This window comes from Chryseobacterium daeguense DSM 19388 (assembly GCF_000430825.1).
In the GTDB taxonomy this organism is placed as follows: Bacteria; Bacteroidota; Bacteroidia; order Flavobacteriales; family Weeksellaceae; genus Chryseobacterium; species Chryseobacterium daeguense.
Genome location: NZ_AUMT01000004.1, coordinates 264,027 through 284,582, shown reverse-complemented (window position 1 = coordinate 284,582; position 20,556 = coordinate 264,027). Strand labels below are relative to the sequence as shown.

21 protein-coding genes are annotated in these 20,556 nt (G+C 35.4%); 14 read left to right on the top strand and 7 right to left on the bottom strand.

Annotated features, from left to right (window positions below; translation table 11 throughout):
* Window positions 1–309: 309 nt before the first annotated feature.
* Window positions 310–1,893: a Na+/H+ antiporter gene (locus tag H560_RS0107940; RefSeq protein WP_027379548.1), complete on the top strand. Its 1,584-nt coding sequence runs from the start codon at window positions 310–312 to the stop codon at window positions 1,891–1,893.
* Here the strand turns inward: H560_RS0107940 and H560_RS0107935 are convergent.
* Window positions 1,879–2,211 (bottom strand): hypothetical protein, encoded by a 333-nt coding sequence (locus H560_RS0107935; protein ID WP_027379547.1) that lies wholly within the window; start codon window positions 2,209–2,211, stop codon window positions 1,879–1,881. The two genes, H560_RS0107940 and H560_RS0107935, sit on opposite strands and share 15 nt — an antisense overlap.
* Before the next feature lie 404 nt (window positions 2,212–2,615).
* Here H560_RS0107935 and H560_RS0107930 point away from each other — a divergent pair, with 404 nt between their 5' ends.
* Entirely contained in the window at window positions 2,616–2,843 is a 228-nt protein-coding gene (locus H560_RS0107930; RefSeq protein ID WP_027379546.1) for a hypothetical protein, read from the top strand.
* A gap of 145 nt (window positions 2,844–2,988) precedes the next feature.
* On the opposite strand, the gene H560_RS0107925 is transcribed toward H560_RS0107930, so the two are convergent.
* Window positions 2,989–3,636, bottom strand: a complete 648-nt coding sequence (locus H560_RS0107925) for a DUF1349 domain-containing protein (protein ID WP_027379545.1) — start codon at window positions 3,634–3,636, stop codon at window positions 2,989–2,991.
* Window positions 3,637–3,730: 94 nt separating this feature from the next.
* On the opposite strand from H560_RS0107925, the gene H560_RS23685 reads away from it, so the two are divergent.
* From H560_RS23685 to H560_RS0107885, 8 genes are all read left to right on the top strand, one after another.
* Window positions 3,731–4,492, top strand: coding sequence for a response regulator transcription factor (locus H560_RS23685; protein ID WP_027379544.1), 762 nt, complete (start codon window positions 3,731–3,733; stop codon window positions 4,490–4,492).
* Between the two features lie 219 nt (window positions 4,493–4,711).
* Entirely contained in the window at window positions 4,712–5,971 is a 1,260-nt protein-coding gene (locus H560_RS0107915; RefSeq protein ID WP_027379543.1) for an aminotransferase class I/II-fold pyridoxal phosphate-dependent enzyme, read from the top strand.
* A 6-nt stretch (window positions 5,972–5,977) separates the two neighbouring features.
* The gene (locus H560_RS0107910) at window positions 5,978–6,607 is read left to right on the top strand and encodes a TetR/AcrR family transcriptional regulator (RefSeq protein WP_027379542.1); all 630 of its coding nucleotides are present in this window, start codon (window positions 5,978–5,980) and stop codon (window positions 6,605–6,607) included.
* 102 nt (window positions 6,608–6,709) lie between these two features.
* On the top strand, window positions 6,710–7,795 hold the full coding sequence (gene dnaX, locus H560_RS0107905) for a DNA polymerase III subunit gamma/tau (RefSeq protein WP_027379541.1): 1,086 nt from the start codon (window positions 6,710–6,712) through the stop codon (window positions 7,793–7,795).
* 185 nt (window positions 7,796–7,980) lie between these two features.
* A complete protein-coding gene (locus H560_RS0107900) occupies window positions 7,981–8,409 on the top strand; it encodes a hypothetical protein (protein ID WP_228372442.1) in 429 nt (142 codons plus the stop codon).
* A gap of 451 nt (window positions 8,410–8,860) precedes the next feature.
* Window positions 8,861–9,940 (top strand): chorismate mutase, encoded by a 1,080-nt coding sequence (locus H560_RS0107895; RefSeq protein WP_027379539.1) that lies wholly within the window; start codon window positions 8,861–8,863, stop codon window positions 9,938–9,940.
* A gap of 129 nt (window positions 9,941–10,069) precedes the next feature.
* The gene (gene rsgA / locus H560_RS0107890) at window positions 10,070–10,996 is read left to right on the top strand and encodes a ribosome small subunit-dependent GTPase A (RefSeq protein ID WP_027379538.1); all 927 of its coding nucleotides are present in this window, start codon (window positions 10,070–10,072) and stop codon (window positions 10,994–10,996) included.
* A gap of 316 nt (window positions 10,997–11,312) precedes the next feature.
* Window positions 11,313–11,729, top strand: coding sequence for a nucleoside-diphosphate kinase (locus H560_RS0107885; protein ID WP_034752387.1), 417 nt, complete (start codon window positions 11,313–11,315; stop codon window positions 11,727–11,729).
* 90 nt (window positions 11,730–11,819) lie between these two features.
* On the opposite strand, the gene H560_RS0107880 is transcribed toward H560_RS0107885, so the two are convergent.
* Window positions 11,820–13,658: an alpha-L-fucosidase gene (locus tag H560_RS0107880; protein ID WP_027379536.1), complete on the bottom strand. Its 1,839-nt coding sequence runs from the start codon at window positions 13,656–13,658 to the stop codon at window positions 11,820–11,822.
* 172 nt (window positions 13,659–13,830) lie between these two features.
* Between H560_RS0107880 and chrI the strand changes: the two genes are divergently transcribed.
* The gene (gene chrI, locus H560_RS0107875; protein ID WP_027379535.1) at window positions 13,831–14,316 is read left to right on the top strand and encodes a chryseobasin maturation helper ChrI; all 486 of its coding nucleotides are present in this window, start codon (window positions 13,831–13,833) and stop codon (window positions 14,314–14,316) included.
* A gap of 225 nt (window positions 14,317–14,541) precedes the next feature.
* On the opposite strand, the gene rpe is transcribed toward chrI, so the two are convergent.
* The gene (rpe, locus tag H560_RS0107870) at window positions 14,542–15,192 is read right to left on the bottom strand and encodes a ribulose-phosphate 3-epimerase (RefSeq protein ID WP_027379534.1); all 651 of its coding nucleotides are present in this window, start codon (window positions 15,190–15,192) and stop codon (window positions 14,542–14,544) included.
* 138 nt (window positions 15,193–15,330) lie between these two features.
* Window positions 15,331–16,404 carry a chryseobasin maturation metalloprotease ChrP gene (gene chrP / locus H560_RS0107865; protein WP_027379533.1) on the bottom strand — a complete coding sequence of 358 codons (1,074 nt, stop codon included), beginning with the start codon at window positions 16,402–16,404 and terminating at the stop codon, window positions 15,331–15,333.
* A gap of 51 nt (window positions 16,405–16,455) precedes the next feature.
* Between chrP and H560_RS0107860 the strand changes: the two genes are divergently transcribed.
* A complete protein-coding gene (locus H560_RS0107860) occupies window positions 16,456–17,160 on the top strand; it encodes a DUF4294 domain-containing protein (protein ID WP_027379532.1) in 705 nt (234 codons plus the stop codon).
* 20 nt (window positions 17,161–17,180) lie between these two features.
* Here H560_RS0107860 and H560_RS0107855 read toward each other — a convergent pair whose 3' ends face one another.
* A complete protein-coding gene (locus tag H560_RS0107855; protein ID WP_027379531.1) occupies window positions 17,181–17,597 on the bottom strand; it encodes an NUDIX domain-containing protein in 417 nt (138 codons plus the stop codon).
* Between the two features lie 165 nt (window positions 17,598–17,762).
* Window positions 17,763–18,437, bottom strand: a complete 675-nt coding sequence (mnmD, locus tag H560_RS0107850; RefSeq protein ID WP_027379530.1) for a tRNA (5-methylaminomethyl-2-thiouridine)(34)-methyltransferase MnmD — start codon at window positions 18,435–18,437, stop codon at window positions 17,763–17,765.
* An 84-nt stretch (window positions 18,438–18,521) separates the two neighbouring features.
* Between mnmD and H560_RS0107845 the strand changes: the two genes are divergently transcribed.
* Both H560_RS0107845 and H560_RS0107840 read left to right on the top strand, forming a co-directional pair.
* Window positions 18,522–19,592, top strand: coding sequence for a branched-chain amino acid aminotransferase (locus H560_RS0107845; protein WP_027379529.1), 1,071 nt, complete (start codon window positions 18,522–18,524; stop codon window positions 19,590–19,592).
* A gap of 434 nt (window positions 19,593–20,026) precedes the next feature.
* A complete protein-coding gene (locus H560_RS0107840) occupies window positions 20,027–20,536 on the top strand; it encodes an FKBP-type peptidyl-prolyl cis-trans isomerase (RefSeq protein ID WP_027379528.1) in 510 nt (169 codons plus the stop codon).
* The last annotated feature ends 20 nt before the right edge of the window (window positions 20,537–20,556 follow it).

Sequence of the window (20,556 nt, the reverse complement as noted above, 5' to 3'; positions counted from 1 at the left end):
ATTAATAGACTTTAATGAATTTGTTAAAGTTAAAAATGTGGTATATGTGTGGTATTAAAATAAAGTTAAAATTTTAATCATAATCAAATTTTAGTGATTTATAACTTTATTTATCTAAAATAGCATGAACAAAATGATTATAAATGCTTATCTAGCACAATTTTTTAAAGTAAAACTAGAATTTTAGGTTAAAAAAAATAAAGATGATTTTATTAAAATTTAAAATTTTACGACTGTTGAATTTTAAATATAATTAAAAGAAAAAGATTTATTTTTGATTCATTAAACATAAATCAAAATCATACACAAATGATAGAGGACTTTCCATTTTACTTATCATTAATAGTTGCCATCGTTTTGCTGATCATGCTGGCCAATAAAATAAAGGTTGCGTATCCTGTTTTATTGGTAATTGCCGGATTACTGATAAGCTTTATCCCTGATATTCCAATGATCAGAATAGACCCTGAACTTATATTTATTATATTTCTGCCACCTTTACTGTATGAAGCAGCATGGGCCATATCATGGAAAGAACTGTGGAAATGGAGAAGGATTATAGGAAGTTTTGCATTTGTAGTGGTTTTTCTTACGGCAACTACGGTAGCTTTTGTGGCTAATCATTTTATTCCCGGATTCTCGCTTGCTTTGGGCTTTCTATTGGGAGGCATTGTCTCTCCGCCGGATGCAGTAAGCGCTGCTGCGATTCTTAAGTTTGTAAAAGTTCCTAAAAGAATGTCATCCATACTGGAAGGTGAAAGCCTTCTGAATGACGCTTCTTCACTAATAATATTTCGCTTTGCTATGATTGCTGTGGCTACAGGGCAGTTTATATGGCATGAAGCTGCGCTCAGCTTTTCATGGATGGTTATAGGTGGAGTGGGAATAGGGGTTTTGGTGGGCTGGCTGTTTATGAAAGGCCAGAAAGTTCTACCCACTGATGCCAATATGGATACCATTCTCACGATCGTAGCACCTTATGTAATGTATATTGCAGCGGAAGAAGTTCACAGCTCCGGAGTTTTGGCCGTAGTAAGCGGAGGTCTGCTTTTGTCCAATAACAGGCACAATTTTTTAAGCACATCATCCCGTCTTCGGGGGATTAATGTTTGGGAAAGCCTTGTATTTGTGCTGAACGGCCTGGTTTTTATTTTAATAGGGCTGGACCTTCCGGAGATTACTTCCGGGCTGGAAGGAGTGAGCATTTCTTCTGCAATAGGCTATGGACTTCTGATAACTGCAGTTTTAGTGATTGTGAGGATTTTATCGGCTTACGGCGCGGTAATTATTACTCTTATTGCCAGAAATTATATTCCTGTTGCGGATAAAAGAAGTCCCGGATTCAAAGCGCCAGTTTTATTGGGCTGGACGGGAATGCGGGGTGTGGTTTCCCTCGCCGCAGCATTGTCGATTCCCGTAAAGCTGCATGCTGGCGGACCGGATTTTCCTCAGAGGAATCTTATTTTGTTCATAACATTTATCGTAATCCTTACCACATTGGTGGTACAGGGGCTTACGCTGCCATATCTGATCAGAAAAATGAATATGCCTGCCTTCAATGACCATCTTCCTGATGATGAAGCAGAAGATCTTATCCGTCGTGAAATGGCTAAGCTGACGTTAAAACACCTGACGAATAATTACAGTGAAATGTTGGAAAAAAGCCCGTTTCTACAACAGATTCATGAAAAATGGCGGGGAAAAGTAGAGCAGGAGTCTGACATCAAACTCTCCCCCGAGATTAAAAAGGCCTATCTGGATGTTCTCAACGCACAGAGAGCCTGGCTGATTGAGCAGAACCATGACAAGAACCAGCATTTTGATGAAGATCTTATCAGGAAGCACCTCATGAAAATAGACCTTGAGGAAGAAAAGATTTTATTGGTTCATTAAAAAGTGTAAAACTTTCTGCAGATATTCATCTTCCTTTAAAACTTTATTGTAGGACTGCCTTGCATACACCGGTGAAAGCTCGTAGTTATCGGGCTTGGAATTGATATCCTCATTTTCGATGTACTGGTTAAGGTGGTGTGTATATTCTTTAATAAGCTTATTAATGGTTCTTCTCTTTATTTTGCAGATTGTATTGTTCTTTATCTTTTGCAAAGAATTAAGAATAAAAGATTTGTCCCCGTGGAAATTAATAACATTTTTCACAAACGAAAGGTTGTGATTATCCTGTAATACAGAATGGTCATCTTCAAAAATCATGATCGTAAAGTTTAATTGTTCGGAATTTTTTTTTAAAACACTTATTTAATTGAATTAATTGACGGGTACAGAAAAAGACCTTCTCAGTACCCTGATAAGCCTGTCCGTGGGAGAATTAAAGTGTGCGAACGTATTCATATTATAAGTGGTGATGTGTGGTGTTAATGGAAACAATATTTCCCTCATTTTTTCAACTTCAAATATCTAACCAAAAACTTAATTTTTTTTAAATATATTGAAAATTTGCAATAAAAGTCTTTAAGAATGTAATATTATGCTTAATATTAAAATATTTTTTATATTTAATTAATTCATCCATTTTATTTTTCAAGTGAAATTTTAAGCTTTAGTTTGTTTTAAGTGAAATCTTATGTATTACTAATAGTTTTTTTGCAATCAATGGATTGGGAGGTATTATAGCGAGTGGAACAACAGCAAAATCTCCGACATTCAACCAGATAAGCCGAGCATCGATTGCTACTACCTGGACAGGAAAACCAACATGTCAGGATGGTGGAAACGGTGCATCTTTCAATTATACTTTAACAATGCCTTCAGCAACAGCAATAAATATTACTAATAATGGAAATGTTTCCAGAACTTATAACATTAACCTTACAAGAATTAATTGATGTCCCCAAAAAATTGATCAAATTGTTTATCAAGATAGATTCTAAGACACAAAAAACCGGCTAAGTCCGGTTTTTTTTATATATAAAAGCCTCCCATTTCTGAGAGGCAAATAAAAATTGACTTTATATTGAATTTCAATTCAATCTACTTGTTGTTTTGAAGCCACTTCAGACGGCGTTCATCGGGGAGATGCTTCATTTTAAAATCTTCAAAAACCGCATTGAAGCCATTTCCGTCCGGGCAGGCGGCCATTAAACCGACCATCACTGGAGAATTATCCTGTAGATAAGCATTGCGCATCATGATGTAATTTTTATCATCGAAAGAATAAAAAATCTCTACAGCATCCAGCTTTCTTACCGCTTTTATCCATACGTCTGCTGGAGTTTTATCGAGCGTAATAACGCTCCAGTCACTTGTTTTATGGGTAACCACGGTGCTCAGATTGTATTTTCCGTCTACAAATTCTATCCCGGCCTTGATGTAGTTTTCCTTATCAATTCTCAGCATAATTCCCATCTGATCAAATCTCGCCTTATAATTCCCGCTGATTTTTACTTTGGCTTCAAATTCTCCTCCGTAAGTAGTGTACAAAAAAGGAGCATCATCCACTGTGAATCCATAATGGGAGATCCTCCAGTAATCGCTTTGCGGGGTTACGAACATGGTAAGCCGGTTGTTTTTTATTTCCCATTTTTCAGGTTCGTTAAACCATGACATTTTATCCAGGGTCTGTGCATTGCTTCTGCTAAAGGCAGATAAAACACATAAGCTAAAAAATATTCTCCTCATTCTTTTTTGATAAATACAACTGAATGTAAATTATTAATTTAGCAAAAGTAAAACTAATCCGGAATTACATCAATACTGATAAATAACCATTTTTATGGACATTTTAAAAACACTGAACGAAACACTGCTACAAAAGGATTCGGAACAGAATAAAGTCTGCAGGCTTGATATTGAAACCTATAAGAATATTGCTGTCACTTACTCTAAAGTAGAAAATTCTATAGCGGTACTGAGTGATATGCAGCATAACAGAAGCTTTGTTTTTACTTCTAATGCAGCTTCGCATTTGGGTTTGAATTTCAAAGAAAATCCTGCTGTGATAGAATCCATTTGGGAAGAAGAAATCCTGAAAAAAATACATCCGGACGACAAGCTAAAAAAATATATCCACGAAATGCGTTTTTTCAAGCTATTGGAAACAACTGAATTTGAAGAACGGAATGATTTTATGGTACTGTCAAGAATGAGGATGAAAGACTGCAAGGATAATTACCGTTTTATACAGCACCGGATGTTTTATTTTTATTCGCCTTATAATCTTAAGTTGAGATTTGCGCTCTGTCTCTATAACTTTTCGCCGGATCAGGCATCCAATCTTCCCTCAGATTTCTTAATTATTAATATGGCGAAAGGTAAAATTGTTCAGGAAGATAAACTTGTTTACAAAAACATTCTTTCCAAGAGAGAGCTGGAAGTTTTAGAGTATATCGGGGAAGGTTTTACAAGCAAAGAAATAGCAGATTTTCTTCACATAAGTATCAATACAGTTAACCGGCACAGGCAAAATATTCTCGAAAAACTGAACGTTAAAAATTCTGTTAAAGCTTTTAACGAAGGGTTTCAGAAGCATTTTTAGTGATAAAATATGTTAATTAACCATTTAATTTTTAACTAATTGCATGTAATTTTAGCTTTATTTTTTTAACCTTAAATAGCATGTTATATTATGAATAACTCCCTTATTTAAGAGTTTTTAATAAAAATATTTCATACATAATAAATTTTCTTAGGAAATACGTCGATTTTCTTTACTAATAATGGTATATTTGTTATATTAACAGCTAACATATTAAGGATGAACATTGACTTTACAACAGCAACATTTAAGGATTTTGAAAATATTCCGGGCTATGACATGATGCAGCGGGCAGATGTCTATTTTGATTTTATAGAATATATGAAAACGAATGGACACCGTTACAGATTACAAAACAATACCGGATGCAGTTCTGTAATGAATGTAGGTGCAGATGAAGAAGTAACAAAAGAGCTTGTAAGCTTTGTTACGAGTGATTATTTGGGACTTACCCAGCACCCGAAGGTGAAGAAGGCCGCAATAGAAGGTATTGAAAAATTTGGAGCAGGCTCTGCCGCTACGCCTCTTATCGGAGGATATTATTCTTACCATCATGAATTAGAGGCAAAAATTGCCGCTTTTTTTGGACGTACACCGGATGAGGCGGTTACATTTACTACCGGGTATACCGCAAATAGCGCTACTCTGCAGATACTGCTTCAGAAAGAAGATATTGCAATCATAGACATGTCTGTGCATGCAAGTGTATATGAAGGATGTATTCTTACCAATAGAAAAACATTTCCTCATAATAATTTGGAAGCTTTAGAACATATATTAAAAACTTCTGAAAATCAATTTCGTACAAAATTAGTCGTTATTGACGGGGTCTATTCTCAAGATGGAGATACTGCACCTATTGAAGAAATTTATAAATTAGTAAAAAAATACAATGCTTATTTAATGATAGATGATGTTCATGGTGTTGGTATTTTAGGCAAAACGGGGAGAGGTACGATTGAAGATACCGGCTTACTGGATAAGATTGATATAATGACAGGAACTTTCAGTAAAACGTTTGGTAATCTGGGAGGTTATGTAATAGCTAATAAAAAGCTTACTAATTTCATAAGGTTCCAGTCGCGCCAGCAGATATTTTCTGCGACCATTGCTCCGGGTACAGCAGCGGGCATTACAAAAGCTATTGATCTGATAGACGAAGAGCCGCAACTGCATACAAAGCTTTGGGAAAATATAAACTACTTTAAAAAAGGATTGGATGATATGGGAATGGAAACAGGAACTACCTGCTCGGCAGTAATTCCTGTAAAAATAGGGGATCCTCATATCACAATGGATGTAGGAAAAATGCTTTTGGACCGCGGGGTGTATACCAATCCCATCATGTATCCTGCTGTAGCGAGAAAAGATGCCAGAATAAGGATGAGTGTAACGGCTTCACATGAGAAAGAACATCTTGATAAAACGCTCAATGCATTTGATGATATCAATAAAAAATTGCATATTGCAAAAAAATAATAATAGATGCCAAGAAAAGTTGTACAGGGTCCTATCAGGGACAAAGAAAAAACTAAACAAAAACTGCTCGCCGCAGTTGGTAAAATTTTAAGAACAAAGGGCTATTCAGGATTAAAAGTGAGTAAAATAGCCGCTGTTGCCGGTTTCGATAAAAAGCTCATTTATGAGTATTTCGGGAGTACCGAGAAGCTTATAGATGAGTATATCAGAACTCAGGATTACTGGAGCAAAATGAACCAGGAAAATCTTCATGTAGATATTTCCGACGGAGGAAAGGAACTTTCCAAAGTGGCTATTCTCAACCAGTTCGAACATATTAAGAAAAATAAAGAGCTTCAGAAAATCATCCTTTGGGGGCTTTCGGAAGGAAAACCTATTTTGAAAAAAGTGGCGGACGAAAGAGAAGAGATGGGAGAACAGCTTTTTACTAATATTGTAGATCCTCATTTCAAAGATAAGGCAGTGAGATACCGTGCTATTGCAGCACTTTTGGTTTCAGGAGCATATTACCTTAATCTTTACACCAGCTACAATGCAAGCGTATTTTGCGGAATTGATCTGAAATCCGAAGAAGGAAGAAGAGAAATTGAAAAAGCCATAGTAGAGATTATAGATTTCGCTTACGAAGAAAAATAATGATGAGAAAAAATTTTCCTATTGTCCAATAATTAAGTTTTTTGTTGATAATTTGAATCCTTTTCATTTTTAAATTAGAACTATATTTCTTATTTTTGGCCAATGGAAAATTTTATCGTATCTGCACGAAAGTATCGTCCACAAGAGTTTGACACTGTTGTTGGGCAATCTCATATTACGGATACTTTAGAACATGCGATCGGAGAAAATCAGCTAGCTCAGGCTTTACTGTTTTGCGGCCCCAGAGGTGTTGGAAAAACTACATGTGCCAGGATTTTAGCAAGAAAAATCAATGAAAAAGACGGCTCTGTTTCAGAAGACGGATTCGCTTACAATATCTATGAGCTGGATGCAGCTTCCAACAACTCGGTAGATGATATCAGAGAACTGATAGACCAGGTTCGTTTCGCTCCACAGGTTGGTAAATACAAAGTATATATCATAGACGAGGTTCACATGCTTTCGTCTGCGGCCTTCAACGCATTCCTTAAAACACTTGAAGAGCCGCCGGCTCACGCTATTTTTATTCTGGCGACCACTGAAAAGCATAAAATCATCCCGACAATCTTATCACGTTGTCAGATCTACGATTTCAAAAGGATCGTAATTGAAGATATTCAGGGGCATCTTAGAAACATTGCCCAGAAAGAGAATATCCAATATGAAGATGATGCTTTATATTTAATTGCTCAAAAAGCAGATGGTGCCTTAAGAGATGCATTGTCCATTTTTGACAGGCTTTCTACCTTTTCCCAGAAAAACATTACACTCGCCAAAGCTGCAGAAGTATTAAATATTCTGGATTATGATCAGTATCTTAATATTGTAGATTTAGCCAAACAAAATAAAATTCCGGAAGTGCTTTTTGCATTTAATGAAATTGTAAAAAGAGGTTTTGATCCACATATTTTTATTGCCGGGCTGGGAAATCACTTCAGAGATCTTATGATGGCTCAAAATGCGGCTACCATTGATCTTATTGAAGTCGGGGAACAGACGAAAAATAAATTTGTACAGCAGGCTCAGAACTGGAATCCTCAACAGCTGATCGATGCTGTTGAAATCTGTAATCATGCAGATATTAACTACAAAAATTCCAAAAACCCGAGACTTACAGTAGAAATTGCTTTAATGCAGCTGTCTTCACTTACTGCTAATCAGGATATTTCTAAAAAAAAAAGTTTATAATATTAGCTCCCTTTCTTCATGAAAAGCAGGAGCTTAAAATTGCAGAAAAACCTCAGGAAAAAAAAATAGAAAAGCCTGAGCCAGCTGTTGCTGTTATCAACCGGCCGCAGGAAATTGAGATCAAGAAAACGACTAAGCCTTTAACTAAACAGGTCATTTCTACAGGATTCAGTATCAATGCTTTTTTGAATAAAGAAGATAAGCCGGAAGAAGAAGAAAGTACCGTTGTTACTACTGAAAACCTGCCTCAAAACCATTTTACCGAAACAGATCTCCAGATGGAATGGAATCTTTTACTGAAACAGCTTCAGGCAAAAGATACGTTCGTTTTTAATGCTATTAAAACTTTTAAGCTCGTAAAATCCGGTGAAAATCAAATAACGATTTCATACCCTTCAGATTCTGCAAAAGTGGAATTTGATAAGGTAAGCAGAGAGTTTTTTAATCATTTTAAAACTAAAGTTCACAACTTTTCTATTGAAATAGAATACAAAAGAGATTTTGAAAATCTAAAAGTAGAGGTGATGACTAAAAGAAAAATCTTCGAAAAATTCACCGAAAAAAATCCTCTTCTTAAAGATCTTGATGATTTAATGAGATTTGATTTGACGTGATTTAAAGTACTTTGTAAACGTTGAAAATCTTTGACAAAGTTAAATTTCAGGTTTAATTGAAAGCTTATTTTAATAATTTTTATATATTTGTCGAAGATTTTAAGAAAAATCAAATTTCATTAGAATCAAATTTTAATATAAAAGCTAGAAATAGACGAACAGCAGTGGAGAATTTATCACTTACATCCATGTCTACTTTTACACCCGCTAATTTCTTTAGCGGCAATTTTGGCTTTACGTTTACCTATTTTAGAAATTTCAGAAAATATTACCGATTTTATTATTGGTATTGTTAACTGAATTTCTTTCCAAAAAATAACAGGAATAAATCCTATTTGAATTCCTGATTCCTTTAAAATTTTAACGGCTTTTTTTGAAAAGAATTATAAAGTAACTTTATAAGGCTTTTGCTATTTAATTAAATCAATAAGAATAAAATAAATTTAAAATAATGAATCTAAAAGAACTAACAAATAACTGGATCAATGAGTTTTCACAGCCATTGATGATTGCGGGCCCATGCAGTGCGGAAAGTGAAACTCAGATGCTGGAAACGGCAAGAAGAATCCGGGAAACCAATGCGCAGGTCCCTATTTTCCGTGCAGGAATATGGAAACCCAGAACGAAGCCTAACGGATTCGAAGGAGTAGGAGTAATTGGTCTTAACTGGCTGAAAAAAGTAAAGGAAGAGTATGGCTTCAAAACGGCTACAGAAGTTGCTAATGCGCATCACGTTTTTGCCGCTTTAGAAGCAGATGTTGATGTTTTGTGGATCGGAGCCAGATCAACGGTGAATCCCTTTACGGTCCAGGAAATAGCCATGGCTTTGAGGGGAACGGATAAGCCCGTTTTTGTTAAAAATCCTGTAAATCCGGATCTTGCTTTATGGATTGGTGCTTTGGAAAGGCTTCTTGGTCAGGATATTAAAAAATTAGGGGTTATTCACAGAGGTTTTTCCACGTACCAAAAAACAAAATACAGAAACAATCCCAACTGGCAGATTGCATTGGATTTTAAAAGCCAGTTTCCGGATATCCCGATGCTGATTGACCCTTCCCATATTTGCGGAAACAGAACCGGTCTTGCAGATATTACACAGGAAGCATTAAACGTTGGTTATCAAGGAGCTATCATCGAAACTCACTCTAATCCGGATGAAGCATGGAGTGATGCGGCACAGCAGATTACCCCGGAAGTTCTAGCAGAGATGATTGGTAATTTAAAAGTAAGAAGCACCGATTTAGCCGGATTCGAAGGGGATATGGGACGCCACAGAACCTTAATTTCAGATATTGACTTCCAGATCATTGACCTTCTTTCGCAAAGAATGAAAATTTCCGAGAAAATTGGTAAGCTTAAAAAAGAGAATGATATTGCTATTTTCCAGCCGGAACGTTGGAAAGTAATTACGGAATATGCCACTCAAAAAGCTTCAGAAACAGGAATGTCGCCAGAATTTATTGAAAAAGTTTTCAAAGCCATTCATGAAGAGTCTATTGAAGTTCAGAATAATATTATGATTGAAAGGTAGTAGATTGAGGTTTTAGAAATTTAGGGCTTAGAGTTTAGTTAGAGTTGAACATATATTTTCATGAATTTTACTAAATCTTAAGCCCTAATTTCTATTTTCTAAATTCATATATTTGCAGCATCTTAATATATGAAAGGTAAAATCATTAAATCTACGGGAAGCTGGTATCAGGTTTTGGAATTGGAAACCGATAAAATCTTCGAGGCCAGAATCCGGGGCAAATTTAAATTAATCAAAACGAGGCTTACCAATCCGCTTGCAGTAGGGGATTTCGTTGAATTTCAGCTTGAACAGGACGATATCGCCTGGATTACCAAAATAGAACCGCGTAGAAATTACCTGATCAGAAAATCCGTAAACCTTTCAAAAGAAGCTCATATTATTGCCTCCAATATTGATCTGGCATGTTTTATCTTTACATTAAAGCATCCTGAAACATCTCTGGGTTTTCTGGACAGATTTCTGGCATGTTGTGAAGCTTATAATATTACACCATTAATTTTATTCAATAAAATTGATGTTTTACTTGAAGAAGAAATCGAAATCGTAAAAGATATAGAATTTCTTTACAAGGAAATTGGATATCAGACATTAGAAATATCTTCTTATTCCAGGTTGAACTTAGACCAGCTTCAGGATATTCTTAAAGATAAAACTTCTGTTTTTTTCGGGCACTCAGGTTGTGGAAAATCTACGCTGGTAAATGCTTTGCAGCCCGATCTTAATTTAAAAACTTCAGAAATTTCCGATACTCATTTAAAAGGTAAGCATACAACTACTTTTGCGCAAATGCATTTTTGGGATTTTGGCGGAAACGTAATTGATACACCCGGTGTTCGCGAATTTGCGATGATTGATATAGAAAAAGAAGAAGTACAGCATTATTTTCCGGAAATCTTCAAAAAAAGAGAAGAATGTAAATTTCATAATTGCATGCACATCAATGAACCGAAATGCGCCGTTATTGATGCTCTTGAAACCGGAGAGATTCAACATTCGAGATATTCTACCTACATTAAGCTGATGGAAGAGGCGGAAGAAATTTCACAAAAATAATTAAATTCTAATATTAATGATTCTTAATCCTAACCTGATCAAATTATTAAACAGTGGTTTAATTATTTGGTAATCCAAGAGTTAGGTATGAATTTTGGGGAAATAACGGTTAATAAAAAACCCAGCCGAAGCTGGGTAAAAACTAATAACCATGAAAACTCAAATTAAACATGAGAATCGCAATAGAATAAACAATTACTGTGCCAAAGTTAGGTTCACAATTTCTTAATAAAAGTTATTTTTATGTTAAAAATATTTTAAAATTAAAATCAAAAATATTTTTCGTATTTTTGCGCCATTAAAAAAATATACATTTATGTCTAACATTACATTCACTATGATTAAGCCTGATGCAGTTGCAGACGGACATATCGGTGCTATATTAGGTAAAATTGCAGAAGGAGGGTTCAAAATCAAAGCAATGAAATTGACTCAACTTACTGTAGCTGATGCAAAAAAATTCTACGAAGTACACGCTGAAAGACCATTCTATGGAGAATTGGTTGAATTCATGAGCTCTGGACCAATCGTTGCAGCTGTTCTTGAAAAAGATAATGCTGTTGAAGATTTCAGAACATTAATCGGTTCTACAAACCCTGCAGAAGCAGCTGAAGGTACTATCAGAAAAATGTTTGCAAGAAGCATCGGAGAAAATGCTGTTCACGGTTCTGACTCTGATGAGAACGCTCTTATCGAAGCAAAATTCCATTTTTCAGGAAGAGAGATTTTCTAAGAAAAATTACTTTACAATAAAAAAACCGAGGAATCATGTTCTTCGGTTTTTGTTTTAATGATGGTTGAGTCACCTGAAGTTACCATTATTTTATAAATTATTCTCTATTGCACCCACTTTTTCACGGTAAAGTTCAATCGGTTTATCGAGCAGTACGGCAATTACCGTCATATCCTTATCCAGTCTTTCCTTCGGAACATCTATGTAAATGATGCCGGGAATCTGGCTCCAGTACAGCTTATTGTAAACTTTATGGGAAATTATTGATCCTTCTCCTACAATTCTTATCCTTGCAATATTATTTTTAATTCCTTTCAATGCAATTGGCCCGGTAGGTGTTCCTTCTACAAAAACATACAAAGTTTGTTTATCTTTTGAAAGTGCTGTATTTCCTGAGAAATGCCCGTCCTGAAGGCCTTTTTCCGTTTCAAAAAGTGCTTCTGCATTTTTGCTGATCCATTGAAGGGTTTCAGGATTTGTTTTTGCTGTTTTTTTGATTTTCATATCAGATCCATCGCTTGTAAGCCCGGAATTATTGAAAATATTTAATCCGTTATGCAATTGTTCTGCAATAGTATAAGCAGCAGATTTTGTGCTTCTGTCTTCCAAAACCTGGGTTAAAGAATAATTTTCTTTTTTAGCATTTTGGTTAAATTTAATTTTATCATTAAAAGCTACTTCCACAACCGTCATATCCTTATCAAATGTAACATTAGAAAAATGTAATGTCAAATTGCCGTTTTCGGATTTAAAATCAACCTTTCCACCGGCATCGCCAATGATTCTTGCTGAAATAGGAACTGAGTCTAAACCATATATTTTTGTAAAATCTTTAGTTTCTTCAAGAAAAATAAATAACTTTTTTCCGTCTTTTGAAAAGGCAGATTTACCCTTGAAATTTTCGAAAGGCAAGCCATGGCGTGTTCCATAGATGGCTTCTGAATGTTTTGATGTCCATTTTGACAGACTTTTTAAAATTTCCACCTGCTTTTCAGGAATAGTTCCGTCTGCTTTGGGACCTATATCCAGTAATAAATTTCCACCCATATTGATGACATCGGCAAGAGTTCTCACGATCATATTCGGGGTTTTATAATTCTGATCAAAAGGCTGGTATCCCCAGGCGTCATTCATGGTGTAGCAAAGTTCCCAATACTCGCTTTGAGGCTTTACAACAGGGATTCCCTGTTCCGGTGTTTCATAATCTCCGTGATTATTCAACCTTGAATTAATGATAATTTCAGGATTGAATTTTTTCAGATTTGCTAATGTTTTTGGAGCCTGCCATTCTTGGGATGAGTGTTCCCAGTCACCATCAAACCATAAAAGATCAGGCCTGTATTGTGAGGAAAGTTCATCAAGCTGGTTCTGATAATATGTGACAAAATTCTGCCAGCGGGCCGGATCATTTTTTATATCATATCGTTTTTTTGTTCTTGTATTATTGTCATAAAAAGGATGGCTCCAGTCCGGAAGAGAGTAGTAGAGGCCTGTCTTTAAGCCTGCCTTTTTTAATTCAGAAACAAAAGGGGAAATAAGATCTTTTTTGGCGGGAGCGTTTTTTGGGATAGTGGTCGCTTTGTCAGCTTTTGAATCCCACAGAGAAACTCCGTCATGATGTTTTGTGGTAATAACGGCATATTTTGCACCCGAATCTTTAATTAGACTAACCCAATCATCTGGTTTATAGCTTGAAGCAGAAAATCTGTTCAGCTGCTTCATGTAGTTTTCATGGCTGATATAATTATTGAAAAAAGACCACGATTCTGAAATTCCGTCAACTGAATAAATTCCCCAGTGGATAAAAATCCCAAGCTTTGCATCTTGAAACCATTCCATTTTTTTACTTTCTGAAACTTTATTTTGAGCACTTAATGTCCCGGAATTTAAAATTAATCCTAATACTATGGCAAAATATCTACATTTCATTACCCTTCATTTTGGTTACTAAAATAAAGAATGCTGAGAAGAAAACCTTGTCTTAAAGCCAAATATTATGTTAAGTCACTTAAATTAGTAAAATTCAGCTTATATTATTTAATGAAATTAAGTTTAAAATTAATTTTAATGTATAATTTTATTTAATCACAAAATATAAAATATGAAAATCCTTCTTCTCATTGTCACAGCAACCGTAACTGCACTCATTGCCGGACTTTTTTATGCCTATTCATGCTCTGTAGTGCTGGGATTAAGCAAGCTATCCGATACGGAATATCTGAAATCCATGCAATCCATCAACCGGGAAATTCTGAATCCCGTATTTTTTATAAGCTTTATGGGGACGGCTGTTCTGCTTCCGGCTTCAACTATTTTTTACCGGAGTCAGAACCCTGTCTTTATTTTCCTGTTATTGGCCACTTTGGCTTACCTGATCGGTGTTTTCGGATTAACGATATTTGGAAATGTTCCTTTGAATGATCAGCTGGATAAGTTTGATATTATGAATTCTACGCCGGAAGCGATTAAGGAAATGCGGGACCGCTTTGAAAACAGCTGGAATTTTTTTAACAATATCAGAACGGTTTTTTCTTTGATCACCATTATTTTAACAATTTGTGCATGTGTTTTCAATAAAACTGAATAAGTGAAAAATTTTAATCAAAATTTTAATAAGTAAAAATACGGATCATAAAATTCCGTGTTTTTACGGATGTTTTGTATCTATATTATTTTCGATCTTTACATCAGCATTAGACAAGGAAATTTAAGCATTAAAGTCTTCAAAAACTAATAACCATTAAAGGCTCAGATTTTCAGAAAAAAGAAAGGCAGCTCAATCAGCTGCCTTTCTGTGTTTATTAAAATGAAATTAAATTTTCAATAATTCAATTGTCTTTTCAGGGCTTTCTGCCGAGAAAACAGCATTCCCGGCTACCAAAACATCGGCTCCGGCTTCGAAAAGCTTCGCTGCGTTGTCCAGGTTTACGCCGCCGTCTATTTCAATTAAAGCTGTAGAATTATTGCTTAAGATCAAATCTTTTGTTTCCGCGATTTTCTTATATGTATTTTCGATAAATTTTTGACCACCGAATCCGGGGTTAACACTCATTAATAATACTAAATCCACATCAGCAATGATATCTTCCAGCATCAGAACCGGAGTAGAAGGATTTAAAACAACCCCGGCTTTTGCACCGAGACTCTGAATATGATGAATTGTTCTGTGAAGATGAGTACAGGCCTCATAATGAATGGAAACCAGATCTGCACCATGATTAATGAATTCCTCAACATATTTTTCCGGCTCTACAATCATCAAATGTACATCCACAAACTTTTTAGCGTGCTGCTGTACTGTTTTCATTACCGGAAAACCAAATGAAATGTTGGGAACAAATCTTCCGTCCATCACGTCTACATGGAACCAGTCTGCCTGCGAATTGTTCAGCATTTCAATGTCTCTTTGCAGATTCCCAAAGTCTGCAGATAAAAGGGAAGGAGCAATAAGCTTCGTTTTCATTTTTACTTATATTAGATTTTAGAATAAAGAGAAAAGAATAAAGATTTGGACAAAATTATAAGATTATTAATCCAAAATTTAAAATTCATAATCCATAATTATCAAGTCTTTCCTCTTTGTTCTTTTCTCTTGAATCTATTAATGATACTTCAATTTCATTTCCGGCTTGATCTTCAGAACAGTTTCATAGATCAGTTTGATCACATTTCCTACATCTTCTTTAGAAACCATTTCCACCGTTGTATGCATGTAGCGCAAAGGTAGGGAAATTAAAGCACTTGGTACGCCGCCGTTTGAGTGGGCGAAAGCATCCGTATCAGTTCCCGTGGCACGACTTGCTGCAGCTCTCTGGAAAGGAATTTTTTTGGCTTTTGCCGTATCAATAATTAATTCTCTGATGGTATGATGAACGCTTGGTGCAAAGAAAACTACAGGTCCGGCTCCGCACTTCTGGTCGCCTTCCTTTTTCTTTTCAATCATGGGTGTTGTGGTGTCATGGGTAACGTCTGTAACGATAGCAATATTCGGTTTTATGGTATCTGCAATCATATCAGCGCCGTACAATCCAACTTCTTCCTGAACGGAGTTGGTAATATATAAGCCGAACGGAATTGATTTTTTATTCTCCTTTAAAAGTCTCGCAACTTCAGCAATCATAAATCCTCCGATTCTGTTGTCTAAAGCCCTGCAGACAAAGTAACGGTCATTCATTTCGAAAAACTCATCCGGATAAGTGATCATGCAGCCTACATAGATTCCCATGTCTTCAACTTCCTTTTTTGAAGTAGCGCCACAGTCTATGAATATATTTTCGATTTTTGGAGTGGGTTCGTTTTGATTTGCTCTTGTGTGAATAGCAGGCCAGCCGAAAACGCCTTTTATGATTCCCTTCTCGCCGTGAATATGAACTACTTTTGATGGCGCAATAGTCTGGTCCGAGCCTCCGTTTCTGATAACATAGATCAATCCATCGTCTGTAATGTAGTTTACGTACCATGAAATTTCATCAGCATGAGCTTCTATAACTACTTTAAACTCGGCTTCTGGGTTAATAATTCCGTAGCAGGTTCCGTAATGATCTACTTCTATTTTATCAACATAAGGCCTTATATAATCCATCCAGATTTTCTGGCCTTCATGCTCATATCCTGTCGGTGAAGAAGTATTAAGGTAGTTTTCTAAAAATTTTAAAGATTTCTTTTCAAATTTCATAAAAAGGAATGATTTTTGCGTTTAATTTTTGTTCTAATACGCGTAAAAGTAATGAATTTTAGTAAGATTATTTGTCTTTTTCTTTTCTTTTTTGGGGTCAGTATCTTTGGTCAGAAGGATTCTGTATACGCAAAACCTTTAAGCCAGTATCCTCCGGAATTGCTGAAAACTGATGAATTTGGAAAGAAATATTATTATGACGAAAGGCAGAAGATGAAGGTATACGAGATCAACGGCGAAACGGTAGTTGTTTTGGATGAGCTGATCTTAGTAAACAAACCAAGATTCAATAATCAGCTAGACAGAAATTACTATTTTTTCCTTAACAAAAAACTGTACAGGGTATATCCTCTTTTTTTAACAGCACTTCAGCAGTACAGGGACATTCAAAAAGAAATGACCGATCTGGACAGCAGAACCAAGAGAAAATACATAAAAGACAGGCAAAATATACTGGCAGACCAATATGAAAAGCAGCTGAGGGATCTTACTACAACAGAAGGGCAGATTTTTGCAAAGCTGATGAACAGGGCAACCGGAAAAAATGTCTATGAAATCATTAAAGAATTAAGAGGCGGATGGAGCGCTTTCTGGTGGAATGTAAAAGGAAAAATGGCGGATATAGACCTTAAAGAAAAATATGATCCGTACAAAAACAGAACAGATGAATATCTGGAATCTCTTCTCCAATCCAACTGGAATTCTGGATATCTGCAGCCTTACCCGGGAGCAAACGAATTCAGAATAAGAAAATAAAATAAAATTCCTGTAAAAGTTTACAGGAATTTTTCTTTCAGCTTATCGAAAACAATTTTGTCTATTGGGAGCGGGAAAGGATTATCAGATCTGCTGATGTCTATCCATTCCGTTTTTTCTATGCATGGATCCAGGATCAGGAAATCTTCTTCATTCAAAATGTTTACTATATAATATATGGTAAGCAGCTGCTCATTTTCCCTGAAACGCGAAACCAGAAAATTTTCCTGTGTATAAAGATGTTCTACAACCTCTATTTTCACATTCAGCTCTTCATCGAATTCGCGATGTAAACATTCTATTAATCCTTCGCCATATTCCAGCCCGCCACCTGGAAATTTCATTAAAGGTTCGCCTGCATATTCTTCAAATAAGGTAAGGACTTTTTTATCCTTTACGGCACAGGCATACACTCTAATGTTTATCTTGTCTATCATATTTAATAATTTGTAGAGCTAAAATAAGAATATTTTAGATAGAAGTGAGAAGTTAGAGGTTAGAAATTAGTGTAAAAAAAGAAGCAAAAATTTAAAATAACTTTTATAATCTATGTGATATTACTAACTTCTAACCTCTAACTTCTAACTTCTCACTTCTCACTTCTATAATTTAACTGCATTAATCATCTCCCTTTTCCCCGGAGGTCCCTGTTTTTTCTCCACTTTAAAATCCAGTTCCTGCAAAATCCTTCTTACGCTGCCTTTGGAAGAGTAGGTTGTTAATAAACCGTTAACTGTCATTTTATCTGCAACCATATTAAATAGTGGCTTTTCCCAAAGATCAGGCTGGACTCTTGCTCCGAAGCAGTCATAATATACAAGATTAATTTGAGGTAAATTAATGTTTTTCAGTTCAAAAAAGTCACATTCTATCTTTTTTAAGTTAAATCCATTAATAATTTCAACTGATTTACCCCAATCTGCTTGATGAATTTTTTGATAAATATTTTTGAATTCCGGGTTATCAAAAAGCTCAAAATATGCTAAATCGTTAATTTCGGATTCATTTATGGGATATTTTTCCAGTGAAAAATAATTGATCACATGATTTTTGTCAGTTTTTAAATATTCATTAATTGTTACCAAAACATTCAAACCTGTTCCAAAACCGAGTTCTAAAATATTAATTTCGCAATCATTTATCAAATTTAATCCATTTTTGATAAACACATGTTCTGCTTCCTGAAGTGCGCCGTGATGTGAATGGTAGTTTTCGTTTAAATCATTGACAAACAATGTTTTACTACCGTCATTTGTGGTCTTAATTTCTCTTTTCAAGCTATTTTTTTACAAATTTACTCTAAAATTTTTATATTTAGAAAATTATGTTAAATTTGTAGAACATCATAAAAAATTTTAGAAATGATAATTCAAAAAACTGAAAACTCCCGAATTTCTACATTCGACCCAGAAAATTTTTCATTCGGAAATACTTTCATAGATCATATGGTGATCTGCGAGTATGAGAATGGGAAGTGGGGTGATGTAAAATTAGTTCCTTACGGTCCTTTAGCGTTTACTCCAGCAATGATGGGGGTAAACTACGGACAAGCTTGTTTTGAAGGTATGAAAGCCTACAAAGACAAAGACGGACAGGTTTTCCTTTTCAGGCCTGAAAAGAATTTTGAACGTATCAACAAGTCGGCAAAGCGTCTTGCAATGCCTGAGGTTACTGAGGAAATGTTTTTGGACGGACTGAAAGCATTGGTTGACATTGACAGAGACTGGATCCCTTCAGGTGAAGGTATGTCTTTATATATCAGACCATTGATTTTTGCTACTGAAGAAGCTCTTAAAGCCAGGGTAGCTAATAAATATATGTTTGCTATCGTTGCCACACCGGCAAAAAGCTATTATACAGAACCTGTTTCTGTAAAAATTTCAGATCACTATTCAAGAGCGGCAAGTGGCGGAGTAGGTTCTGCAAAGGCTGCAGGAAATTATGCCGCATCTTTTTACCCGACTCAGCTTGCTATTGAAGAAGGGTATGAGCAGATCATCTGGACTGATGATTCCACTCACGAATACTTCGAGGAAAGTGGAACAATGAACGTATTTGTAAGAATTAACGATACCATTTACACTCCTCCTACATCTGAGAAAATCCTTGACGGTGTTACCAGAGACAGCTTCATCCAGTTGGCTAAAAAGAGAGGAATTGAGGTAAAGGTGGAGCCAATAAAAGTAAAAGATGTTGTGGAGGCACAGAGAAACGGAACTTTGAAAGAAGTTTGGGGTGTGGGAACAGCAGTTGTTACAACAGTTTTCCAGGCTTTAGGATATAACGGTGAAAAATTGGAATTGCCAAGACTTTCAGACGAAGAAAGCTATGCTGTTGCTTTGAAGAAAGACCTTGTTGATATCCAGAGCAACCTTGCTGAAGATCCTTTTGGATGGAGAGTATTGGTAGATCACGTTTTGGAAACAGTTTAATTTTAAACTTAATATAATAGAAGTCGGGAAATTTTTTTCTCGACTTTTTTATTTGATTTATTTGAACCATTAAGACTTATTTAAGGAACTAAGTTTAATTAAGAAAGTCAAATTGATTCTAGTTTATTAGAGCAAAGTTTAACTTAAATCTCTTAACTCCTTATAAATCTTAATGGTTTAATTTTAAATGCAAAGATTATATCTAAAAGCTTTAATATTTAAGTGAGTAATGATGAATCAATTTCATTGATTTTAAAAGCTGGCTTCATTAGCTACTTTGTCGCAATCTAATGTTCATTAAGGAAAATAATCTTTACGTTAAAATCAAAAGAAATTTCAAGGCTAATTTATTTTCAAAATGTTAAAACTTTTACTTCAATAAGTTCTACAAGTTTTGTAATTGATTCCCGAAATGCGTATTTTCGCAAAAGTTTATGAAAAAAATTCTCTTCATATCGGCATTGGGTTTATTGAGCTGCAGCAAAAATGCGCAGACCCATCCACCTGTAGGAGGCGTTCTCAGCAAGAATGATCTCGAGGTGTCCAGAAACAGGATGAAAAACCTGAATACTCAGGAAAGAATGCAGATTCAGCAATGGATTGATGAGCAGCCCGTTAAGTTTTATCCGACTCAGCTTAATTACTGGGTGAGCACACAGGGTTTTGACCAAAGGCAGAGAAGACAGGATAATACCTTAATTTCTTATTCTTATGATCTTTATGATTTTGACCAGACAAAAATCTATGATCAGCCGATTGCCAGAAGAGATACCAGATTCGGGCACTTTGATGAATTAAAAGCGGTAGAAGATGCTTTGCGTTTTATACATGATGGTGAGGAAGTTACACTTTTGGTTCCATCTTCTCTTGCGTACGGAACTTACGGGGACGAGAAAAAAATTGACAACGATATACCATTAATCATAAAATTAAAAGCATTATAATCAATGAAATTGTTTAACAA

Bases quoted from the DNA above. Each gene is read 5' to 3' on its own strand.
- H560_RS0107940 (WP_027379548.1), top strand. From the start codon at position 310: ATGATAGAGGACTTTCCATTTTACTTATCATTAATAGTTGCCATCGTT.
- H560_RS0107935 (WP_027379547.1), bottom strand. From the start codon at position 2,211: ATGATTTTTGAAGATGACCATTCTGTATTACAGGATAATCACAACCTT.
- H560_RS0107925 (WP_027379545.1), bottom strand. From the start codon at position 3,636: ATGAGGAGAATATTTTTTAGCTTATGTGTTTTATCTGCCTTTAGCAGA.
- H560_RS23685 (WP_027379544.1), top strand. From the start codon at position 3,731: ATGGACATTTTAAAAACACTGAACGAAACACTGCTACAAAAGGATTCG.
- H560_RS0107915 (WP_027379543.1), top strand. From the start codon at position 4,712: ATGAACATTGACTTTACAACAGCAACATTTAAGGATTTTGAAAATATT.
- H560_RS0107910 (WP_027379542.1), top strand. From the start codon at position 5,978: ATGCCAAGAAAAGTTGTACAGGGTCCTATCAGGGACAAAGAAAAAACT.
- dnaX (WP_027379541.1), top strand. From the start codon at position 6,710: ATGGAAAATTTTATCGTATCTGCACGAAAGTATCGTCCACAAGAGTTT.
- H560_RS0107895 (WP_027379539.1), top strand. From the start codon at position 8,861: ATGAATCTAAAAGAACTAACAAATAACTGGATCAATGAGTTTTCACAG.
- rsgA (WP_027379538.1), top strand. From the start codon at position 10,070: ATGAAAGGTAAAATCATTAAATCTACGGGAAGCTGGTATCAGGTTTTG.
- H560_RS0107885 (WP_034752387.1), top strand. From the start codon at position 11,313: ATGTCTAACATTACATTCACTATGATTAAGCCTGATGCAGTTGCAGAC.
- H560_RS0107880 (WP_027379536.1), bottom strand. From the start codon at position 13,658: ATGAAATGTAGATATTTTGCCATAGTATTAGGATTAATTTTAAATTCC.
- chrI (WP_027379535.1), top strand. From the start codon at position 13,831: ATGAAAATCCTTCTTCTCATTGTCACAGCAACCGTAACTGCACTCATT.
- rpe (WP_027379534.1), bottom strand. From the start codon at position 15,192: ATGAAAACGAAGCTTATTGCTCCTTCCCTTTTATCTGCAGACTTTGGG.
- chrP (WP_027379533.1), bottom strand. From the start codon at position 16,404: ATGAAATTTGAAAAGAAATCTTTAAAATTTTTAGAAAACTACCTTAAT.
- H560_RS0107860 (WP_027379532.1), top strand. From the start codon at position 16,456: ATGAATTTTAGTAAGATTATTTGTCTTTTTCTTTTCTTTTTTGGGGTC.
- H560_RS0107855 (WP_027379531.1), bottom strand. From the start codon at position 17,597: ATGATAGACAAGATAAACATTAGAGTGTATGCCTGTGCCGTAAAGGAT.
- H560_RS0107845 (WP_027379529.1), top strand. From the start codon at position 18,522: ATGATAATTCAAAAAACTGAAAACTCCCGAATTTCTACATTCGACCCA.
- H560_RS0107840 (WP_027379528.1), top strand. From the start codon at position 20,027: ATGAAAAAAATTCTCTTCATATCGGCATTGGGTTTATTGAGCTGCAGC.